The organism is Stenotrophomonas sp. CC22-02, assembly GCF_004365115.1.
Classification (GTDB): domain Bacteria; phylum Pseudomonadota; class Gammaproteobacteria; order Xanthomonadales; family Xanthomonadaceae; genus Stenotrophomonas; species Stenotrophomonas forensis.
Genome location: NZ_SOCO01000001.1, coordinates 150,115 through 166,832, shown reverse-complemented (window position 1 = coordinate 166,832; position 16,718 = coordinate 150,115). Strand labels below are relative to the sequence as shown.

16 protein-coding genes are annotated in these 16,718 nt (G+C 68.0%); 1 reads left to right on the top strand and 15 read right to left on the bottom strand.

The window, feature by feature from the left end; genetic code table 11:
• Position 1: 1 nt before the first annotated feature.
• From N440_RS00715 to N440_RS00700, 4 genes are all read right to left on the bottom strand, one after another.
• Positions 2–1,039: a fimbrial protein gene (locus tag N440_RS00715; RefSeq protein ID WP_133933779.1), complete on the bottom strand. Its 1,038-nt coding sequence runs from the start codon at positions 1,037–1,039 to the stop codon at positions 2–4.
• Positions 1,030–3,594, bottom strand: a complete 2,565-nt coding sequence (locus N440_RS00710; RefSeq protein ID WP_133935944.1) for a fimbria/pilus outer membrane usher protein — start codon at positions 3,592–3,594, stop codon at positions 1,030–1,032. Before N440_RS00710 ends, N440_RS00715 begins: the two co-directional genes overlap by 10 nt.
• A gap of 92 nt (positions 3,595–3,686) precedes the next feature.
• Positions 3,687–4,418: a molecular chaperone gene (locus N440_RS00705; protein ID WP_008266722.1), complete on the bottom strand. Its 732-nt coding sequence runs from the start codon at positions 4,416–4,418 to the stop codon at positions 3,687–3,689.
• 85 nt (positions 4,419–4,503) lie between these two features.
• Positions 4,504–5,043 (bottom strand): fimbrial protein, encoded by a 540-nt coding sequence (locus N440_RS00700; RefSeq protein WP_133933778.1) that lies wholly within the window; start codon positions 5,041–5,043, stop codon positions 4,504–4,506.
• A 459-nt stretch (positions 5,044–5,502) separates the two neighbouring features.
• On the opposite strand from N440_RS00700, the gene N440_RS00695 reads away from it, so the two are divergent.
• Positions 5,503–5,868: a hypothetical protein gene (locus tag N440_RS00695; RefSeq protein ID WP_133933777.1), complete on the top strand. Its 366-nt coding sequence runs from the start codon at positions 5,503–5,505 to the stop codon at positions 5,866–5,868.
• A gap of 22 nt (positions 5,869–5,890) precedes the next feature.
• On the opposite strand, the gene pncB is transcribed toward N440_RS00695, so the two are convergent.
• The 11 genes from pncB to N440_RS00640 all read right to left on the bottom strand — a co-directional run bounded on the left by pncB (position 5,891) and on the right by N440_RS00640 (position 16,712).
• On the bottom strand, positions 5,891–7,072 hold the full coding sequence (gene pncB, locus N440_RS00690; RefSeq protein WP_008264910.1) for a nicotinate phosphoribosyltransferase: 1,182 nt from the start codon (positions 7,070–7,072) through the stop codon (positions 5,891–5,893).
• Positions 7,073–7,123: 51 nt separating this feature from the next.
• Entirely contained in the window at positions 7,124–7,963 is an 840-nt protein-coding gene (locus N440_RS00685; RefSeq protein WP_133933776.1) for a glycosyltransferase family 2 protein, read from the bottom strand.
• On the bottom strand, positions 7,960–8,811 hold the full coding sequence (locus tag N440_RS00680; RefSeq protein WP_133933775.1) for a glycosyltransferase: 852 nt from the start codon (positions 8,809–8,811) through the stop codon (positions 7,960–7,962). Before N440_RS00680 ends, N440_RS00685 begins: the two co-directional genes overlap by 4 nt.
• A 676-nt stretch (positions 8,812–9,487) precedes the next feature.
• Entirely contained in the window at positions 9,488–11,692 is a 2,205-nt protein-coding gene (gene gspD / locus N440_RS00675) for a type II secretion system secretin GspD (protein WP_133933774.1), read from the bottom strand.
• Positions 11,693–11,701: 9 nt separating this feature from the next.
• The gene (locus N440_RS00670) at positions 11,702–12,487 is read right to left on the bottom strand and encodes a hypothetical protein (RefSeq protein WP_053448760.1); all 786 of its coding nucleotides are present in this window, start codon (positions 12,485–12,487) and stop codon (positions 11,702–11,704) included.
• Positions 12,477–13,190 carry a type II secretion system protein GspM gene (gspM, locus tag N440_RS00665; RefSeq protein WP_243831361.1) on the bottom strand — a complete coding sequence of 238 codons (714 nt, stop codon included), beginning with the start codon at positions 13,188–13,190 and terminating at the stop codon, positions 12,477–12,479. The genes N440_RS00670 and gspM overlap by 11 nt, the downstream gene beginning before the upstream one ends.
• Positions 13,171–14,316 (bottom strand): PilN domain-containing protein, encoded by a 1,146-nt coding sequence (locus tag N440_RS00660; RefSeq protein WP_133933772.1) that lies wholly within the window; start codon positions 14,314–14,316, stop codon positions 13,171–13,173. The genes gspM and N440_RS00660 overlap by 20 nt, the downstream gene beginning before the upstream one ends.
• Positions 14,313–15,176 carry a general secretion pathway protein GspK gene (locus N440_RS00655; protein ID WP_133933771.1) on the bottom strand — a complete coding sequence of 288 codons (864 nt, stop codon included), beginning with the start codon at positions 15,174–15,176 and terminating at the stop codon, positions 14,313–14,315. Before N440_RS00655 ends, N440_RS00660 begins: the two co-directional genes overlap by 4 nt.
• A complete protein-coding gene (locus N440_RS00650) occupies positions 15,173–15,805 on the bottom strand; it encodes a type II secretion system protein J (RefSeq protein ID WP_133933770.1) in 633 nt (210 codons plus the stop codon). The genes N440_RS00655 and N440_RS00650 overlap by 4 nt, the downstream gene beginning before the upstream one ends.
• Positions 15,802–16,221 carry a prepilin-type N-terminal cleavage/methylation domain-containing protein gene (locus N440_RS00645; protein ID WP_133933769.1) on the bottom strand — a complete coding sequence of 140 codons (420 nt, stop codon included), beginning with the start codon at positions 16,219–16,221 and terminating at the stop codon, positions 15,802–15,804. The genes N440_RS00650 and N440_RS00645 overlap by 4 nt, the downstream gene beginning before the upstream one ends.
• Positions 16,218–16,712, bottom strand: coding sequence for a GspH/FimT family pseudopilin (locus N440_RS00640; RefSeq protein ID WP_133933768.1), 495 nt, complete (start codon positions 16,710–16,712; stop codon positions 16,218–16,220). Before N440_RS00640 ends, N440_RS00645 begins: the two co-directional genes overlap by 4 nt.
• Positions 16,713–16,718 lie beyond the last annotated feature (6 nt).

Here is a 16,718-nt window from a genome sequence, read left to right as displayed (position 1 = left end):
GTTACTCGTACTGGATCGTGAACGTTGCCTGCCCGTTGGCGACACCGGCACCGACGGTCCCGGCCTGGGTCTGCACATAGCGGGCCCGCAGCGGCAGGCTCATGACACTGGTACCCGGCGCGGTGGTGCCGACATTGATGGCCTGGCCGAAGCGGACTTCGCGTTCGGTGCTGCCGTCACGCTGCACCATCTGGATGCCGATGCGGGTCGCGCTGTTGGTGGCCGCGCTCAGCTTCAGCACGCCGGGCATGTTCGAACTGTCCTGGTCGGCGTCGAGGCGGATGCCGATCTTGCTCTGGTAAGACGCAACGTTGCTGCCCTGGCAGTTCAAGCGGATCTCGAAGTCACGATCAACCGCACGCGAGCCGACGCCGGTGAAGCTGGTGTTGGGCACGCTGCCGAAATCAACGGCGATGTTGCGGCTGCCGGCCTCCACTTCGCAGGTCGGGCTGACCACGGTGGTGCCCGAACCGCGGAAGGTCGAGGTCAGCACCGGGCGGCTGGGGCCGTCGCCATCGAAGTAGTAGGTGGTGAAGCGGCCATTCGGCGCGATCACGCCCGAACCGGTCTGTGCGGCGGTCTTGATCAGCTGGATGCGGAACTGGCCACCGATCAGCGAGATGGTGGAATTGGCGCCGAAGTTGATGGAATGCGGGTAGTAGGTCTGGATCGCGCCGGAGTCGCGGAACAGGCGGATGCCCACACCGGCAACGCCGGTCTCGTAGACGTTGGCGAAGCCGGCCACCGGCCGCTTCTGCGGCGCATTGACGTACTCACCGGTCGAGCTGCCGCCATACCAGTAGTCACAACGGGCGACGTTGTTCTGCTGGTTGATCGGCACGCTGAGTTCCTTGATCACACCACCGACCGGCGTGCTCGGCAGGATCACGATCTGGCCCATGTCCATCTGCACATCCTGGGCGACGAAACCGTTGATCTGGATGCGGCAGGCGGCGCTGGCCTGCTGCGCCAGCAGCGCGCCACCGAGCAGGGCCAGCGTGGCCAGCAGCCTGCGGCCACGGAAAGGAATCATCGGCATGCTGCCTCCAGCGGAATGAAGCCGGTCTTGGACGCGTCGGCGCCCGCCGGAACCTGGTAATCAATCGTGCAGCGCTGATCGGCACCGGCGCCCCACTCCACCAGCAGGCGGCCCTGGTTCTGTTCGCTGCGCACGTACAGGCGGCCACCCTGGCTGACCATGCCCACCGGCTGGCCCTGCTCATCCTTGACCTGCGCGCCGAACGGCATGCTGCGGCCGTCGGCATTGCGCACCTGGATCAGCAGTGCGTTGCCCTTGCGGGTGTCGAAGCGCAGGTAGCTGATGGCACCGGCGAACGGCGCGACCGACTGGCTGGTGCTTTCCAGTTCGACATCGTGGGCCATGCCCTGCGGGTCGAGGGTGACGGTGTTGAGGCGGTACGGCGACACGTACGGCACCACCGCGTAGCCGCGGCCGTCCACGCGCAGGCCCGGGGCGTTGCTGACGATGGCATCGCGCGCGCCCGGTGCTTCGACCAGCACCATGGTGTCGCCGCGCTGCGGGGTGAAGGTGAAGCCACCCGGGTGCACGACCACGCTGCCGTTGGCACCGACCGAGGCCTGGCGGAAATCACGCGAATGGCTGTAGGTCGCGTTCAGTGCCGAATAGCGGCTGCGGTACTCGACATTGCCGACCGCGGTGGTGCCACCCTCGCGCGAATCGGACAGGGCCGCGCCATAGCTGAAGTTGTTGTCGACACCGGCAGAACCGGTGATGCCGACGCGGCTGTTGTCGTAGCCGCCACGGTCGCGCATGCCGAGGTCGGCACTGAACGACACCGGGTGGGTGCCACGGCCCAACGGCACGCTCATCGACAGCAGGTACTGGGTGTCGGAACGACCGAGCACGCCTTCTTCGGTACGCAGTGCGGAGAAACCGAAGTTCACCGAACGCCAGGCGTTGTTGTAGCCCACCTGGTACTGCTTGGAGGTACCGGCACGGTCGTAGAAGTCACGCACCGAGCCGGTCACGTACAGCGCGCCGCCGCGACGGCCCAGCGGCTGGTTCAGCGTTACCTGGAACTGGCTGCGCTGGCGGCCGCGGGTGGTCGGATCGATGCCGCGCTTGTCCGAGTCGCGGCCATACAGCGCGTCCTGCAGGCTGTAGAAGCCTTCGGTCGAATAGCGGTACGCGGCCAGGGTCAGGTTGGTCCCGGTCTCGCCGATCATGTTGCTGTAGCTCAGGCGCACGCTGGCACCGGTGTGGTTGCCGTAATGGTCGAACGAGGTGCGCGCATGGGTGACGTCGGCCGCGAACGCACCGACCGGCGTGGACAGGCCGACGCCGTACAGCAGCGACAGGTAGCCATCGCTCAGCGCACTGCCGCCGTACAGGGTCAGCTGGTTGCCGATGCCACGCTGGTAGGTACCCTGCACCAGCCACGGCTCATCGGCCAGCAGCTTGTTGCGTACCTGGCCGGCGGTCAGCGCGTAGCGCGACACGCCTTCGCGCAGCATCTGCGGTACCGAACCGAACGGCACCTTGAATTCGCGGCGGCGGCCATCGGCCTCGATCACGCTCACTTCCAGGTCGCCGCCGTAGCCGGTCGGGTACAGGTCGTCGATGACGAAGCTGCCCGGCGACACGGTGGAGGAATAGATCAGCTGCTGGTTCTGGCGCACTTCAACGCGCGCGTTGGTTTCGGCGATGCCGCGCACGACCGGCGCGTAGCCGCGCAGCGAGTCGGGCAGCATGCGGTCGTCGCTGGCCAGGCTGGCGCCGCGGTAACCGATCGAATCGAACAGTTCGCCGGTGGTGTAGGCCTCACCGATGGTGAGCATGCCGCGCACCTGCGGGATGCCGCGCTGCGCGTAGGTGGCGATGCTCTGCCAGTGGCGGCCATCGCCTTCGGACCAGGTCAGGTTCGAGTCGTGGCGGAACTGCCAGCCGCCCAGGTTCAGGCCGGCATTGAGGCCGAGGTAGGCGCTGCGGTTGCGCTGGCCACCTTCGACGCGGCTGTCGCTGTCGATGGCATTGAAGCTGTAGCCGACGAAGCCGGCGTTGATGCCACGGTCCCACAGTGCCGGGTTGACGTAGCCACGCGCTTCGCGGCGCAGGAACACCTGCGGGATGCTGAGGTCGTAGCGCAGGTTGCCGCTGTCATAGATGCCGTAGGCATTGGCCATGCGCTGCTGCACTGGCACGCAGCTGGTCTTGTCGGTCGGCAGCGTCGGGTCCTGCTGCAGCAGCACGGCCTCGCTGTCCACGCCCATTTCTTCCAGCATCGGCAGCGGCAGGCACGCATCGACGTGGCCCTGCGCATCGGCCTTGAACTGCAGGTCGCGACGGCCCTGCCAGCCGCCGTTGACGTAGACGTCGACGCGGTAGGTGCCGGCCACCATCGGGTTGCCATTGCTGAAGGCCGCCAGGTCGACCTGCTTGGCCTGGCCAGACAGGAAGCTGGAATTGAACTGGGCCGATTCCGGGGCACGCGCATTGGCTGCGCCGCTCTGCGCCATCAGCGCCTGCTCGCCCAGATTGGCCGGCGCTGCCAATGCCCATCCTGGGCAGGCCACGCCAGCTGCCAACAGGCAGATCGCCTGGTGGATCGACAATGTCAATCTGTTTCCGATCACACTGACATTCCTTCAATTCGCCGCGCGGCGGCGGTGGCGGGATGCGCAGGCCCTGGGCCAGCGCGGCGCGTTCAGCCCCCGGTGCTGCCGAGGCGGATCGTGTGTTCCACCCGACCGCCGTAATCGTTGATGGTGATGAAGCGCACCTGGTCGGTGCCCGCCGGCGCGGCGAACTCCAGGCTCTGCTTCGGCGCGACCATTGCGCCCTTGTCCTCGACGGCCTTTTCGCTGCTGCCGGTCACGGCATGCACTTCGGCCAGCGTGACGTGGAACGGACTGGGGTTTTCCACCCGCAGGCGGTCGCCGGTGCGGGTCCAGCGCAGCGCTGCCGGTGCGTCGTTGGCAACGCCCTTCAGGCCCTGTGGCCGGTAAAAAAGCTTCAGGCGCGAACGGAACGCGACCTGCAGGTAATTCTGTTCGCCCGTGTTGTCGGCGTTGTCCGGCGACGGCGGCACATCCAGCACGTTCAGCCAGAACACCGACTCACGGTCGGCCGGCAGTTGCGCACCGGAGAAGATCACGCGCAGCGCCTGGCTGCGGCCCGGCTCGACGCGGGCGATCGGCGGCGTCAGCACGAACGGGGCATCGCTGGTATCGGCGGTCTGGTTGGCATCGCCACTGTCGATCCAGGCCTGCACCAGGGCCGGCGAGTCGCCCACGTTGTCGACCTGCACGGTGACTTCGCGCGCCTGCGCCGGGTAGATCACCCGCGTGCCATTGACCACCACGCCGGCCAGTGCGTCCTGGCAGAAGGGCAGCGTGAACGCTGCCAGCAGCAGCGCCCGGGGAAAGAATGCTTTCATCGGAAGTACTACGCTCGAGAGGTGTGGCCAGGGGCCGCGGAGCACTGGCCGGCGCGTACGCCGGCCAATGCGGGTACGGCGACGATCAGTTGTAGATGATCGTGTACTTGACGCTGCTGGTGACGTCGCCCGGGGTGGCGGCGGCCGTGGCGTAGTACTCAGCGTAGTAGCTCAGGTCGGCCGAGCCGTCGGTGCCGACGGTGACCCACTGCGAGTTGGTCTGGGCCAGGCCAGCGCCGGCAGCCTTGATCGGCAGGAACTGGTTGTTGGAGCCCAGCAGCTGCAGCTGCACGTTGGTGGCAGCGTTGGCCGAGGCCTGGTTGACCAGGCGGCCGCTGTTGAAGTCGACGGTCGAACCCGGCTCGAAGTAGGTGGCGACGTTGCCGGCGCTGCACTTGGTCAGGTTGATGGCGAACGGGGTACGGCCCGCAACGGCACCGGCGGTGGCCAGGGTGTTCTTGGACACGGTCGGCAGGTTGACGGCGAAGTCCTTGCCGCCCGGGGTCGAGATGGTGCAGGTCTTGTCGGTGACCTTGCCATTGAAGGTGATGGTGCCGTCGGCGGCGTTGGCGGCCAGCGGAGCGGCGGCCAGCATCAGAGCGGCGATGAGAGTGTTCTTGTGCATTCGCTTTTACCTAACCCTACTGAAGAGATGAGAAGTAGAGGAGGAAGCAAGGAGCACTGCCGGGCTAACAAGACCCATCCTTGCGTCTCACCTGTGGCCGGACTCGGACATACCTTCCCCTGAATCCGTGACGCAAGTATAGGCACAAGTGTGATGAAAGTCTCATTATTTTTATGAACGCCAATTTATTGACGACTCAAATGTGACGTGCTAAGCGGAATGGCGTCCAGTAGGGCGTGGGGGATTTGACGCAAGCCCAAACGGGCCACAAACGACGTTCGATGACGTATTGAGTGATGCACCCGGCCTGCACGGAATCCGACCTTTTTCAGGCGGAAATCAGCTTCTTTGATGTGCATCACTCTTTTTTGGTGATGGCCCTAGCAGATTCGAACTCGTCCTATTAAAGGCTGATCGAAGCTGTCGCTAACTAGGACACACCGAACCAGAGAACGTGTCATGAGGAACTCCATTCTGCTGTGCGTGGCCCTGATGTCCGTCAGTGCGCTGGCCCAGGCCAGCAGCGGCAGCATCCGTTTCAGCGGTCGCATCGCCGAGCCGGGCTGCACGACGAACCTGTCCCAGGGCGAACTGAGCCTGGCCGCCTGCCCGCCGTCGGCCAAGGGCGCGACGGTGGAAGTGACGGCGCTGGCCGATGGCCAGGCCGCGACGCTGCGCGACGGCAAGCGCCAGGGCCAGAAGCTGTCGGTGTCGGCCAGCGCGATGCGCGCCGGCGATATCGCCTTCTCCGAACGCTACCGCGTCCAGGCCTCGCAGCAGCAGCCGCTGCAGGGCGCCTATCTGGTGGTCGTCGACTACCTGTAAGCGCCCGCCCTCACCGGCGCGGTCATTCCGGCTGCGGCAGCTCGAAGACCTGGCGCAGGTAGGCCAGGTAACCCGGGTCGTCGCACATGCTCTTGCCCGGCGAATCGCTGAGCTTGGCCACCGGCTGGCCATTGCAGCGGACCATCTTGATGACGATGTTGAGCGGCGTCGGGCCCAGATCATTGGTCAGGTGGGTGCCGACGCCGAATGCGACCTGGCAGCGACCGCGGAAGTAGTCGTAAAGGCGCATCACCTTGGGAATGTCGAGCCCATCGCTGAACACCAGCACCTTGCTGCGCGGATCGACGCGGCGCTGCTGGAAATGCGCCAGCATGCGGTCGCCCCAGTCGAACGGATCGCCCGAATCGTGGCGGACGCCGTCGAACAGTTTGCAGAAGTACATGTCGAAGTCGCGCAGGAACGCGTCCAGGCCGACCACGTCGGACAGCGCGATGCCGAGGTCGCCGCGGTACTCGCGCGCCCACGATTCCAGTGCCGCCACCTGTGAGTCGCGCAGGCGCGGGCCCAGCGCCTGGAACGCCTGCAGGTACTCATGGGCCATGGTGCCGTGCGGGGTCATACCGTACAGCCGGGCGAAGTGCACGTTGCTGGTGCCGACCAGCTGCGGGCCGAGGGCATCGCGCAGCAACGGCAGCAGGCGCGCGTGCCAGTCACGCGAATAGCGGCGGCGGCTGCCGTAGTCGGCAATGCGGCATTGTTCGAAGCCGGGGGTATCGCGCAGCAGCGCGGCCTTGGCCTGCAGCCGGCGCTCGCCCTCGGCGAAGTCGGCCGTGGTGGTGTTGCGGAACCAGACTTCGTTGATGATCGCCAGCAGCGGCACTTCGAACAGGATGGTGTGCAGCCACGGGCCGGTGATGTCCAGCTCGATCTCGCCAGGCACCGCCTTCGACGCGCGCAGCTGGATGTACTTGCGATCGAGATGGAACAGGCCGAGGAAATCGGCGAAGTCCGGCTTTACGAATCGGAGGCCCCGCATGTAGTCCAGCTCTGCGTCACTGAAGCGCAGGGTGCACAGATGGTCGATTTCTTCGTCGATCTGGTCGATGTAACGGGCCAGGTCGATGCCGGGGGTGCGGCACTTGAACCGGTACTGCACCTGGGCGCCGGGATGCTGATGGAGCACCGCCTGCATCATGGTGAACTTGTACAGGTCGGTGTCGAGCAGGGACTGGATGATAGGCATGGGGCGGATTATGCGCCCGCCGGGGTGAACCGGGGGGCCGCCCCCCCTCTGCTACAGCGACCTGCGCAGCAGGCGCGGTACCAGCATCAGCGCATGCGCCCAGATCGCCGCCCATACCGCAGCGCGTACCGGCAGCGGGCGCTGCTTCGCCTCGAACTTCTGGAAGTAGCGCCACAGACCCTTGTGCTTGTGCCACTCGACGAAGAACGGCCGCGAGCGGCTGGAGACACCTCGCACATGGGTCACCTGCAGATCGTTGGCGATCGCCACCACCGCGCCGGCCTCGCGCGCACGGCGGCACAGGTCCAGGTCTTCGGCATGCAGGCGGTAGCCCGCATCCCAACCGCCGATGCGGTCGAACAGGACGCGCGGCATCATCAGCAACGCACCGGACAGCGCCGGCACCCGCTGCAGGGCCTGGTGCGGATCGCGCGGCACCGCCAGTTTCGAGCCCTGGCCGGGCGACCGCAGCATCAACAGGAAATCGGGATCGCGGCGGCGTACCGCCTCGTCGGCCTGGCCATGCTCGTCCAGCTGCTCGACGCCGAGCAGGCAATCGCCCAGCGCCTCGGCACGGCGGCGCAGCTCGGCCAGGGTATCCGCTTCGACCATCAGGTCCGGGTTGATGAAGGCCAGCCATGGGCTGGCCGAGTCGGCCACGCCCTGGTTGTTGGCGGCGGCAAAACCGGGATTGTCCGGATTGCCGACGAAGCGCACGCGGGCATCATGGCTGGCATGCCGCTGCACGATGTCCAGCGTGCCATCCAGCGAACCATTGTCGATCACCCGGATCTCGGCCACATCCTGCGCCTGGCGCAGGCGCGAGAGGCAGGCGTCGATGGTGCTGCCACTCTGGTAGGTGACGACGATGGCGGCAATGGCAACATTCAAACGGGTGGCTCCGGCGCGGGCGGGACGAACAGGTCGCCCTGTTCGCGCGGCATTATCGCCTGCTGCATGCGCTGTTGCAGATCGGCACGCAGTCCATGCAGCGGATCATGCATCAGGAAGTCGGCCAGCCGTGGCACCCAGCCCGGCCAGCGCGCGGCCAGCGCTTCAAGATCACCGTCGCGGCTGATCGCCTCCCCTGCCCGGCTGACAAAGGCGGTCTCGCACAGCACGTTGCGCCATCCCAGCCCGGCCATGCGCAGGCTGAGATCGACCAGTGCGGCGTTCCAGCCGGCGTAGCTGTCCACGTCCAGGCCACCGGCGCGACGGCGCGCATTGCCGCGTACCAGCACCGCATGGGTGACCGCTGAAGGCAGTTCCGGATGCAGTGTCGGCAGCGTGGCACAGGTGTGCGCCAGCACGGCCGGGTCCTGGGGTTCGGGATTGATCTCGCCCAGTCGTGGCCAGGCCGCCGTTTCCCCGGCATTGCACCATGGCGTCGCGGTGGCGATGGCGGCATCGCGGGCGAAGGCGTCCTGCAGCTGCTGCAACCAGCCCGGCGCCGGCACGCTGTCCGGTGCCAGCACCGCCACGTCCAGGCCATCGCAGGCCCGCAGCATTTCATCAAGGTGGGCGACTTCGCCCAGCGGCCGTGCGCGCCGGGTGTATTCGGCCTGCAGCGGCGTATGTGCCAACCAGTGTTCCACCACCGCCTGCGCACGCGGACCGGTCTGCGCATCGTCGGCCAGCCAGACCGCAGTACCCGCTGCGGTGCCGGCATCCAGCGCCGCCAGGCAGCGGTCGAGCGCAGCGTCGTCCACGCACAGCGGCAACAACACGATCGCCCCCATCCCGCCTCCGTGGTTGTCGGTGCCCACAGCCTAGCACTGGGAGGGTATCGGCCGGGTTGCACCCGGCACCCGCTTCAGGCCAGGGCAACAGCAACAGCCGGAGCAGAAGCTGGGTTCCTGGAGTTGGCGGGGTGGGTCCGGTGGCGGGGGACGCCGTAAACCCCCCTCCGGGGTCCGGCCCAGCCGCTGGCGGCTGTGCGTTCGGGCGCTTGCGAAGCAGTGCTTCGCAAGCAAAGCGCCCTCACCCATGTAGGCTCGGTCGCCGCATCCATGCGGCTCACGCCCCCGCAACCGGACCCACCCCGCCTTCGACAGATTTCTGCGACCTGTCGGGCCTTGCTTTCTGTAGAGCCGAGCCATGCTCGGCTCAGATCTCATAGATATCGAAATATTCGATTTCGATGGAGAGTCATCCACGCATCGCGTGGATCTGCGTGTCGACCAAGGTCGACACCCACCAACAGTCGCAGGAATCTGTCAGAGGTGGGGCGGTGTGGGTTGGCAGGACCGTTGGCGCCATGGATGGCGCCATCGAGCCCCCAGGGACGGGTTTACGGCGTGTCCTGCCAACCCACACCGCCCCGCCATCCCGCAGAAACCCGCTGTTGCTGTTGCTGTTGCTGTTGCTCCGGCTCTGGCCTCTGCGGGTGCCGGGCGCCGCCCGGCCGTAAACCCCTTACTTCTTTGCGCGCGGCTGGTTCAGCGGCTCCATCGCACGGAAGCGCTGGCTGTACTCGTCGGTCAGGTTGCGCGATTCCTGGGCGTTGCGGACGATGGTCGGGGTCAGCAGCACGATCACTTCCGAACGACGGCTGGTGCGGCTCTTCTGCCCGAACAACGCACCGACCACCGGGATCTTGCTCAGGCCGGGGATGCCATTGCTGCCATCGGTGGCCGAATCGGTGATCAGGCCGGCCAGCATGATGGTGTCGCCGCTCTGCACCGCCGCTTCGGTGGACAGCTTCTTGGTCGAGATGCGCGGGTTGCAGTTGCGCTCGGTCGGGTTGCAGGTCTCCGGCACGTCCGAGGCACTGCTGACTTCCTGCACGATGTCCAGGAACACCGTGCCATCACGGGTCACCCGCGGGCGCACCTTGAGGATCACGCCGGTGTCGATGTACTGCACCGAACTGTAGCTGCTGGTGCCCACGCCGGTGTTGACCGTGGTGGTGTTGATCGGCACCTTGTCGCCGACGTTGAGCGTGGCCTCGGCGTTGTTGCGCACGAACACCGAAGGCGTCTGCAGCAGGCGCACGTCGGTGACCTTGTCCAGCGCACTCACCACCGCCGCGCCGTTGTGGCCGGTGAACGCCCAGCCGAGACCATCGGCGCCGGTCACCGCGCCTGCGAAACTGCTCCAGGAACCGCCCGCGGCGGCCGGCAGGGTCACGCCGCCCAGCGCGCCGGTCAGTTTCTGCCCGAGCACCGCATTGTCGAAGAACCAGTTGACGCCGTACTTGAGGTCGCCGGTCAGCGCGACCTCGGCGACCTGCGCTTCGATGTGCACCTGCAGCGGCATCACGTCCAGCTTCTCGATCACCTCGCGGATCGAGCGCCACGCCTGCGGGGTCGAGCGCACCAGCAGGGTGTTGGTTTCCTCCACCGCCGACACGCCCACGCGGTCGCCTTCCACTTCCAGGCTGACGCTGACATTGCCGGACTGGCGCTGCGGCAGGTTCATGCTGCCGTTGTTGCTGCCCCCGGTGCTGCTGCCGGAGGTCGAGCCGAAGTTGCTGCTGCCGTTGCTGCTGTCCATGCCACGGTCGCCGTCGCTGCCCAGCTGCGACGGAATCGCGCCGGGTGCCAGCGATGCCGGGCTGGAGCCGCCGCGGTTGCCGCTGCTGGCGAAGGCTTCACCGAGACGTTCGGCCAGGTCGCGCGCCTTGATGTAGCGCAGTTCATAGGAGAACAGGCGGGCGCTGCCACCGGCGGTGTCGATGCGGTCCAGCCACTGCTGGATCTGGTCCAGGTAGCGCACCTGCGGGGTGATCACCAGCACGGCGTTGGCATTTTCCAGCGGCAGGAAGCGGAACATGCCCGCGCTGGGGGTCTTGCTCTCCTCGCCGAACACCTTCTCCAGGTCGGCGGCGACCTGCTCGGCCTTGCCCGACTGGATCGGGAACACGCCCACCGACATGCCCGACAGCCAGTCGACGTCGAAGATCTCGACGGTGCGCATGTAGTTTTCCAGCTCGGCGCGGGTACCGCCGAGCGTGATCACGTTGCGACCGCTGTCGACGTTGACGATGGCATTGGGCCGCGCATACGGCTCCAGCACCTTCTTCATCTCGCTGGCGGAGATGAACTGCAGCGGGATCACCCGCACTTCGAAGCCGCGCGCGCTGGCGGCCGGCGCGGTGCTGGGCGCAACGGTTCCGGCCAGCGCCTGGTCGGCGGCGACGATGTTGTAGCGGCCGCCGCTGTACACCATGCGCGCATTGTTCCAGCCCAGCACCATTTCCAGCAGGTTCAACGCCTGTGCCGGCGACACCGGCTTGGGCGTGGCCAGGGTGACCGTGCCCTGCACCCCCGGTGCGATCACGTAGTTCTGGCCCAGCATGTCACCCAGGATGGCCTTGACCACCGCATGCACCGACTCGCCTTCGAAGTTGAAGGTCGCCTCGCCGGTACTGGCCCCGTGCAGTGCCGGTGCGGGTGCGCGTGCCGCTTCGCGGTTGATCATGGTGCCGGTGCCGCGACGGATCACCGCCTGCGGGGCCCCCTGGGCATCACGGGCAGCATCGGCGGCGACCTCCGCGGCCTGTCCGGCCTCGGTGGTGGATGTCAGGTTGCCTTTGCGCTGCACATGCGGCGCGGACACGGTGCTGCAGCCGACCAGCAGCGCGAGGGCAAAGGACCAGGGAAGAAAACGCAGGCTCATGCATTCACTCTATCGGTTGGTGCCATCGCCTGGGGGCGGCGACGGTTGTTGCTGCTGTTGTTGCTGCAGCTGGCGGCGACGGGCCTGGATGCGTTCGCGGATGGCCTGCATCTGCGCTTCGCTGGGGCCGTTGTTGTTGGCAGGCGGTGTAGCGGCCGCTGGCGGCACGCTGCCGGCCGGCTGCGGCTGTGGCTGCGCACTTGCCGCAGCCGGGGGCGGCGCGGGCGGGGCACCGGCCGGCGGCGGTACCACGATGGCACCGGCCGGCGGTGCACCGTTGGCGCCACGCAGTACGGTTGGTGGTTCACCGCCCTGGCCATTGAACACGGCCAGTTCCAGCACCTGGCTGCCACCGGGGCCGATCACCGTGGCCCGGCGCGGTTCCAGCGCCACCAGCTGCCAGCCATCCACCGCGTCGCCGTTGAGGCGCAGCCGCACCGAGCGGTTCTGTTCGGTGGTGAAGGTGGCCATGCTGAAATTGCCGGTCATCAGCACGCCGGTCAGGCGCAGGGCCGCGCTGGCGGCCGGCTCGCTGCCGCCCAGCAGGTAGGGCCGCGGCCTGCGGTCTTCGGCGAACAGCGGGCGTTCGCCGATGGCGCTGTAGCTGTCTGCGCTGGCCATGCGCTCGGCGGCAAGGGCCGGCAGCGCCGGCAACGAGGGCGCTGCATCCGCATCGCCGTCGGCGCCGGGCAACTGGCTGCCGAGGCCGAAGCCGGTGGCCAGCCAGACCGCCGCCGCCCAACCCGCCAACGCCAGCAGGAAGCCGGTGCGCAGGCTGATCTGCTCAAGCTTCATCGGCCACCTCCTGCCCCTCTGCCGGCGCCGCCGGGGTGGGCGCCGCGGCCGCCGGGGGTGGCTGTGGCTGCGGCTGCACGGCCGGTTCGGCCGCCGGAGCCGGCGTGGCCGTGTCGGTCGCCGCACCCGGCAACAGATAGCCAGCCAGTTCGAATGACACATCCAGACCCAGGCCGGATTCATTCGGTGACTGCTGGAAGCGCTGCGCGATCAGGTTGAGGTTGTCGACGAACAGGCGCGGGCTGCCGGTCTCCAGGCTGTGCAGCACCGTGGCCAGTTCGGCGACGCCACAGCGCAGGCGCACCTGCATGGCGACGCGCACGAACTCGGCGTCGCGCCGGTTGTCGGTCAACGGTGTACGGTTGCTGATGGTGCAGCTGCGGTTGCCCGGGCTGGCCATCGCCACCGCATCCTGCAGCTTCGCGCCCAGCGCGGCAGCGGCGGCTTCGGCGGTGGCTTCGCGCAGGAAACCGGGGCGCTGCTGCAACGCTTCGCGGGTCGCGCGCAGGCGCTGTTCGATCTGCGGCTGCTGCTGCAGCTGCGCCTGCACGCGTGCCTCGCGCTCGCGCAGCGCCGCCACATCGGCATCGATCTCGCGCAGAGGCTGGGTGAACCACGGGTGCACCAGCAACAGGTAGGCCAGGCCCAGCACTGCCAGCAGCAGTGCCAGTGCCAGCCAGCGGTCACGGCGTGCGCTTGGCATCGGCATCGGCCGCCTCCCGGGTCGGGGCAGCCGCCGGCAACGGCTGCAGTTCCGCGGTCATGGTGAAACGATCACGGCCACTGGCAGCGCCGTCGGCCTGCAGTACACCGGTCAGATTGACCTTGCGCCACTGCGGTGCGTCCTGCAGCAGCTGCACCAGCTGCGAGGCCTCGCGGCTGAGCCCGATCAGCTGCAGGTTGTTGTTCTCGATGGCGAGCTTTTCCAGATAGGTGCCCTCCGGCAGGCGCCGGGTCAACTCGGTCCAGATGTCCACCGTGCCTGCGCGCTGGCTGCGCTGCTTTTCCAGGAACGCAGCACCGTCGATCAGCGCCTGCAGCTGCGCACGTTCACTGGCTACGCTGCGCGCGCCGCGCGCGCTGCGTTCCACCTCGGCACGCAGTTCGTCGGCCGCTGCGCGGCGGTTGTCCAGCAGTTGCAGGCCGGCAAGCACCAGCATCACCGCGGCAGCCACGCCCAGCAGCAGGTTCCAGCGCCGCATCGGATCGGCCTGCAGCTGTCGCTGCGCGGGCGGCAGCAGGTTCACCTGCAGCGTGTTGCCCTGCGCGTCGATCGCATCGACACCCGCCAACGCATCGGCCCAGGGGCCCACGCTGCCGCGCCAGGCGTCCAGCTGGCGCAGCGGCCAGGCCACCAGTTCGACCTGCAGCTGGCCCTCGCCGGCCGCTCCGAGCTCGCGCACGTCATAGCTGACCTGGCTGGATTCGAATGGCGTCTGGCGGTCGATCTCGAAGCCGACCACCGCACGCAGGCGGTCGGCGGCGGCGGCCGGCAACCGCAGATGGCGACGCAGCACCTCGCTGGCCGGCAGCAGCCACACGCGCGGCAGGCTGCGCAGGCGTGCTTCCAGGACCCGGTCCAGCTCGGCCGGCGACAGTGGCCACGGCAGCCGCGCTACGGACTCACGGCGCTCACCGGCCTCACGCCAGACCTGCAGCTGGTCGCCCTCACGCTGCAGCAGCAGGCGTGCCTGCGCCCAACCCAGCGCCCACTGCCAACGGACCGGCACCCAGGCCAGCAATGACTGCCGCCACCAGCGCAGGAAACGGCCGGCGCCAGGACCGATCCGGCCCTGCACCTGTCGCAGACTGTCCTGCCACGCCGTCATCTTGCTGTCATTCCCTGCTCCCAGCGAAGCACTGTGTAGGTCCGCCCGGGAACCCCGCCCGAGCCATTGCGTACTACTGCCTGCAGCACTGACCGGCGTCCACTGCCGTCGGTGACACGGGACTCGATACTATAGGTGCCACTGCTGCTGGCAAGCGTTGACGCACCCGCAGCGGAATCGGCGTCACGCTCCTGCTGGGCGCGCTGGGCCAGCAAGGTGTCCGCATCCAGGCCCAATGCCGTCAGCACCGGTGCGCTGGCAAACTGCGGATCCGGCCGCGACTGGCGGCTGTACAGGGTCAGGTGCGGGAGCATGGCCCGGTACAGCGGGCCACGCATGCCCAGCACCCGCTGCAGCTCGCCCAGGGTCTCGAAACGCTTGTTGCGCGGGCCGTACGGCAGACCCGCTGCGGCGTAGTCGGGCGCCTCGGCGCCGCCGCCGGGCTGCAGCAGGCTGTCTTCGTCACGCCAGTCGACGATGGCGCCAGCCAGCTGCCGGGCACTGCCGTCTTCCTCGCCCAGCGCCTTCAGGAAGGCCTCCAGCAGCGCCACGTCGGCCAGATTCAGATTGATCTTGCCGTTCTCGTCGAGCACCGTGATCTCGATGTTGGCGTCATCGAACTGCCAGCGATAGGTGCGGCCGTCGGCGCGCCAGGGTGCCCGCTGCGGGTCGGCGGACAGGCGCATCAGCGCATATTCCATGCCCGCGCGTGCGCGCTCCTGGCCCCGCGCGTCGCCATCGAGCACCTGCTGCTGCAGATGCTCGACGCGCGCGCTCAGCGCGAACGCCCCCACCAGCGCCGTCATCAGCGCGATCAGCCACAGCACCAACACCAGCGCCGCTCCCCGTGCCCGGTTCATCGCGCACCTCCGCTGCCACCGGCGCGCGGCGCCACCACCAGCGGCGGCCAGGGCGTGCCCTTGGCCGGCACGATCTGGATCTCCACCAGCATCGGCAGGCGCCGCGTATCGTCCCAGCGTGGCATCCAGTCGGTCACCTGGCCGGTACTGGCATCGATGCCGCGGTAGCGCAGCTGCACCGATTTCAGGTTGTCCACCAGCACTTCCGGCGGACGCGGCGGGTTTTCGGCGATGTGCTCGCCTTCCTGCAGCAGCACCAGGTCCAGCAGCAGGCGCTGCTGGCCGCTGCGGCCTTCCACCTGCAACGCGTGCAGGTAGGCACCGCCGCGGCCGAGGTAGCCCGGCAGATCGGCCGCGAACAGCATGCGCTGCTCTTCGCCCTGGAAGAAGATCGGCTCGCGGGTAGGGTCCGGCGCTTCCAGCGGTGTGCGCAGCGCCGCGGACAGCTGCCGCCGCAACAGCGCTTCCACCGCACGCATGCGCTCGCTCTCGGCGGCGATCTGCTCGCCGCGCTGGCTGACCGCCATCGCCGAGCGCACGCTGGCGAACGCCAGCGCCAGGCCCCCGGCCAGCAGCACCGTAGCCAGCATCACTTCCACCAGGGTGAAGCCTGCGGCGCCGCGCTTCATCGCGCGTTCTCCAGGTCCGGCGGCAACAGGCGCAGGCTGCGCCAGCGAAGCTGCTCGCGTTCGCTGTCGCCCCAGCGCACCTGCAGCTGCAGTTCCGCCAGCCACGGCATTCCCGGCGCCTGCGTTTGCGCCTGGTTGCCGGCTCGCGGCTCCACCCACGGCTGCACCTGCAGTTCCCAGTGATAGCGCCCCTGTTCCCAGTCACCCTGCTGGCTGCCGACCTGCAACGGCGAGGCCACGCCGGCTTCGGCCAGCAGCGACTGCGCATGCAGCACCGCACGCGTACGCACCTCGGCTTCGCGCACCTGCTTCGCACCACCGGAGAGACTTCCCAGCAGCAGGGTCAGCGCCAACCCGAGCAGGGCGAAGGCGATGATCACTTCCAGCAGGGTGAAGCCACGTGCGCTGCGCTTCATTGTTCCCGCCAGGGGCCGGAACGGACTTCGCCGGTCAACCAGCCGACATCGATGCGCCATTCGGCGTCGTCGCGTTGCAGGCGGATGCGGCCGCCGCTGGAACCGCCATCCGGATGAAACTCGATCACGCCCTGCCCCGGTGCCGTGGCCAGCTGCGCGGCGCCTTCGAACTGCACCTGCAGCTGTGGCGGCACTTCACCCACGCGCTGGTTGGCGCCTTCCCAGCGACGTCGCGCCGGTTCGATGACGAAGCGCTGCGGCTCGCCGCGGGCGATGGCCTGCGCGCGCACCATGCGCAGCTGGTTGGCGATGTCCTTGCCGGCGCTGCGCAGCTGCATGCCGGAGAACCCCCGCGACAGCCCGGCTGCGGTAATCAGCCCGATCGCCGCGATCAGCGCGATCACCAGCAGCATTTCCAGCAGCGACAGTCCCGCTGCGCGCCTGCCGTGCAGGCGCGGGCGTGGCAGCCGGCGCGGCAGGAAATACGTCATGCAGGA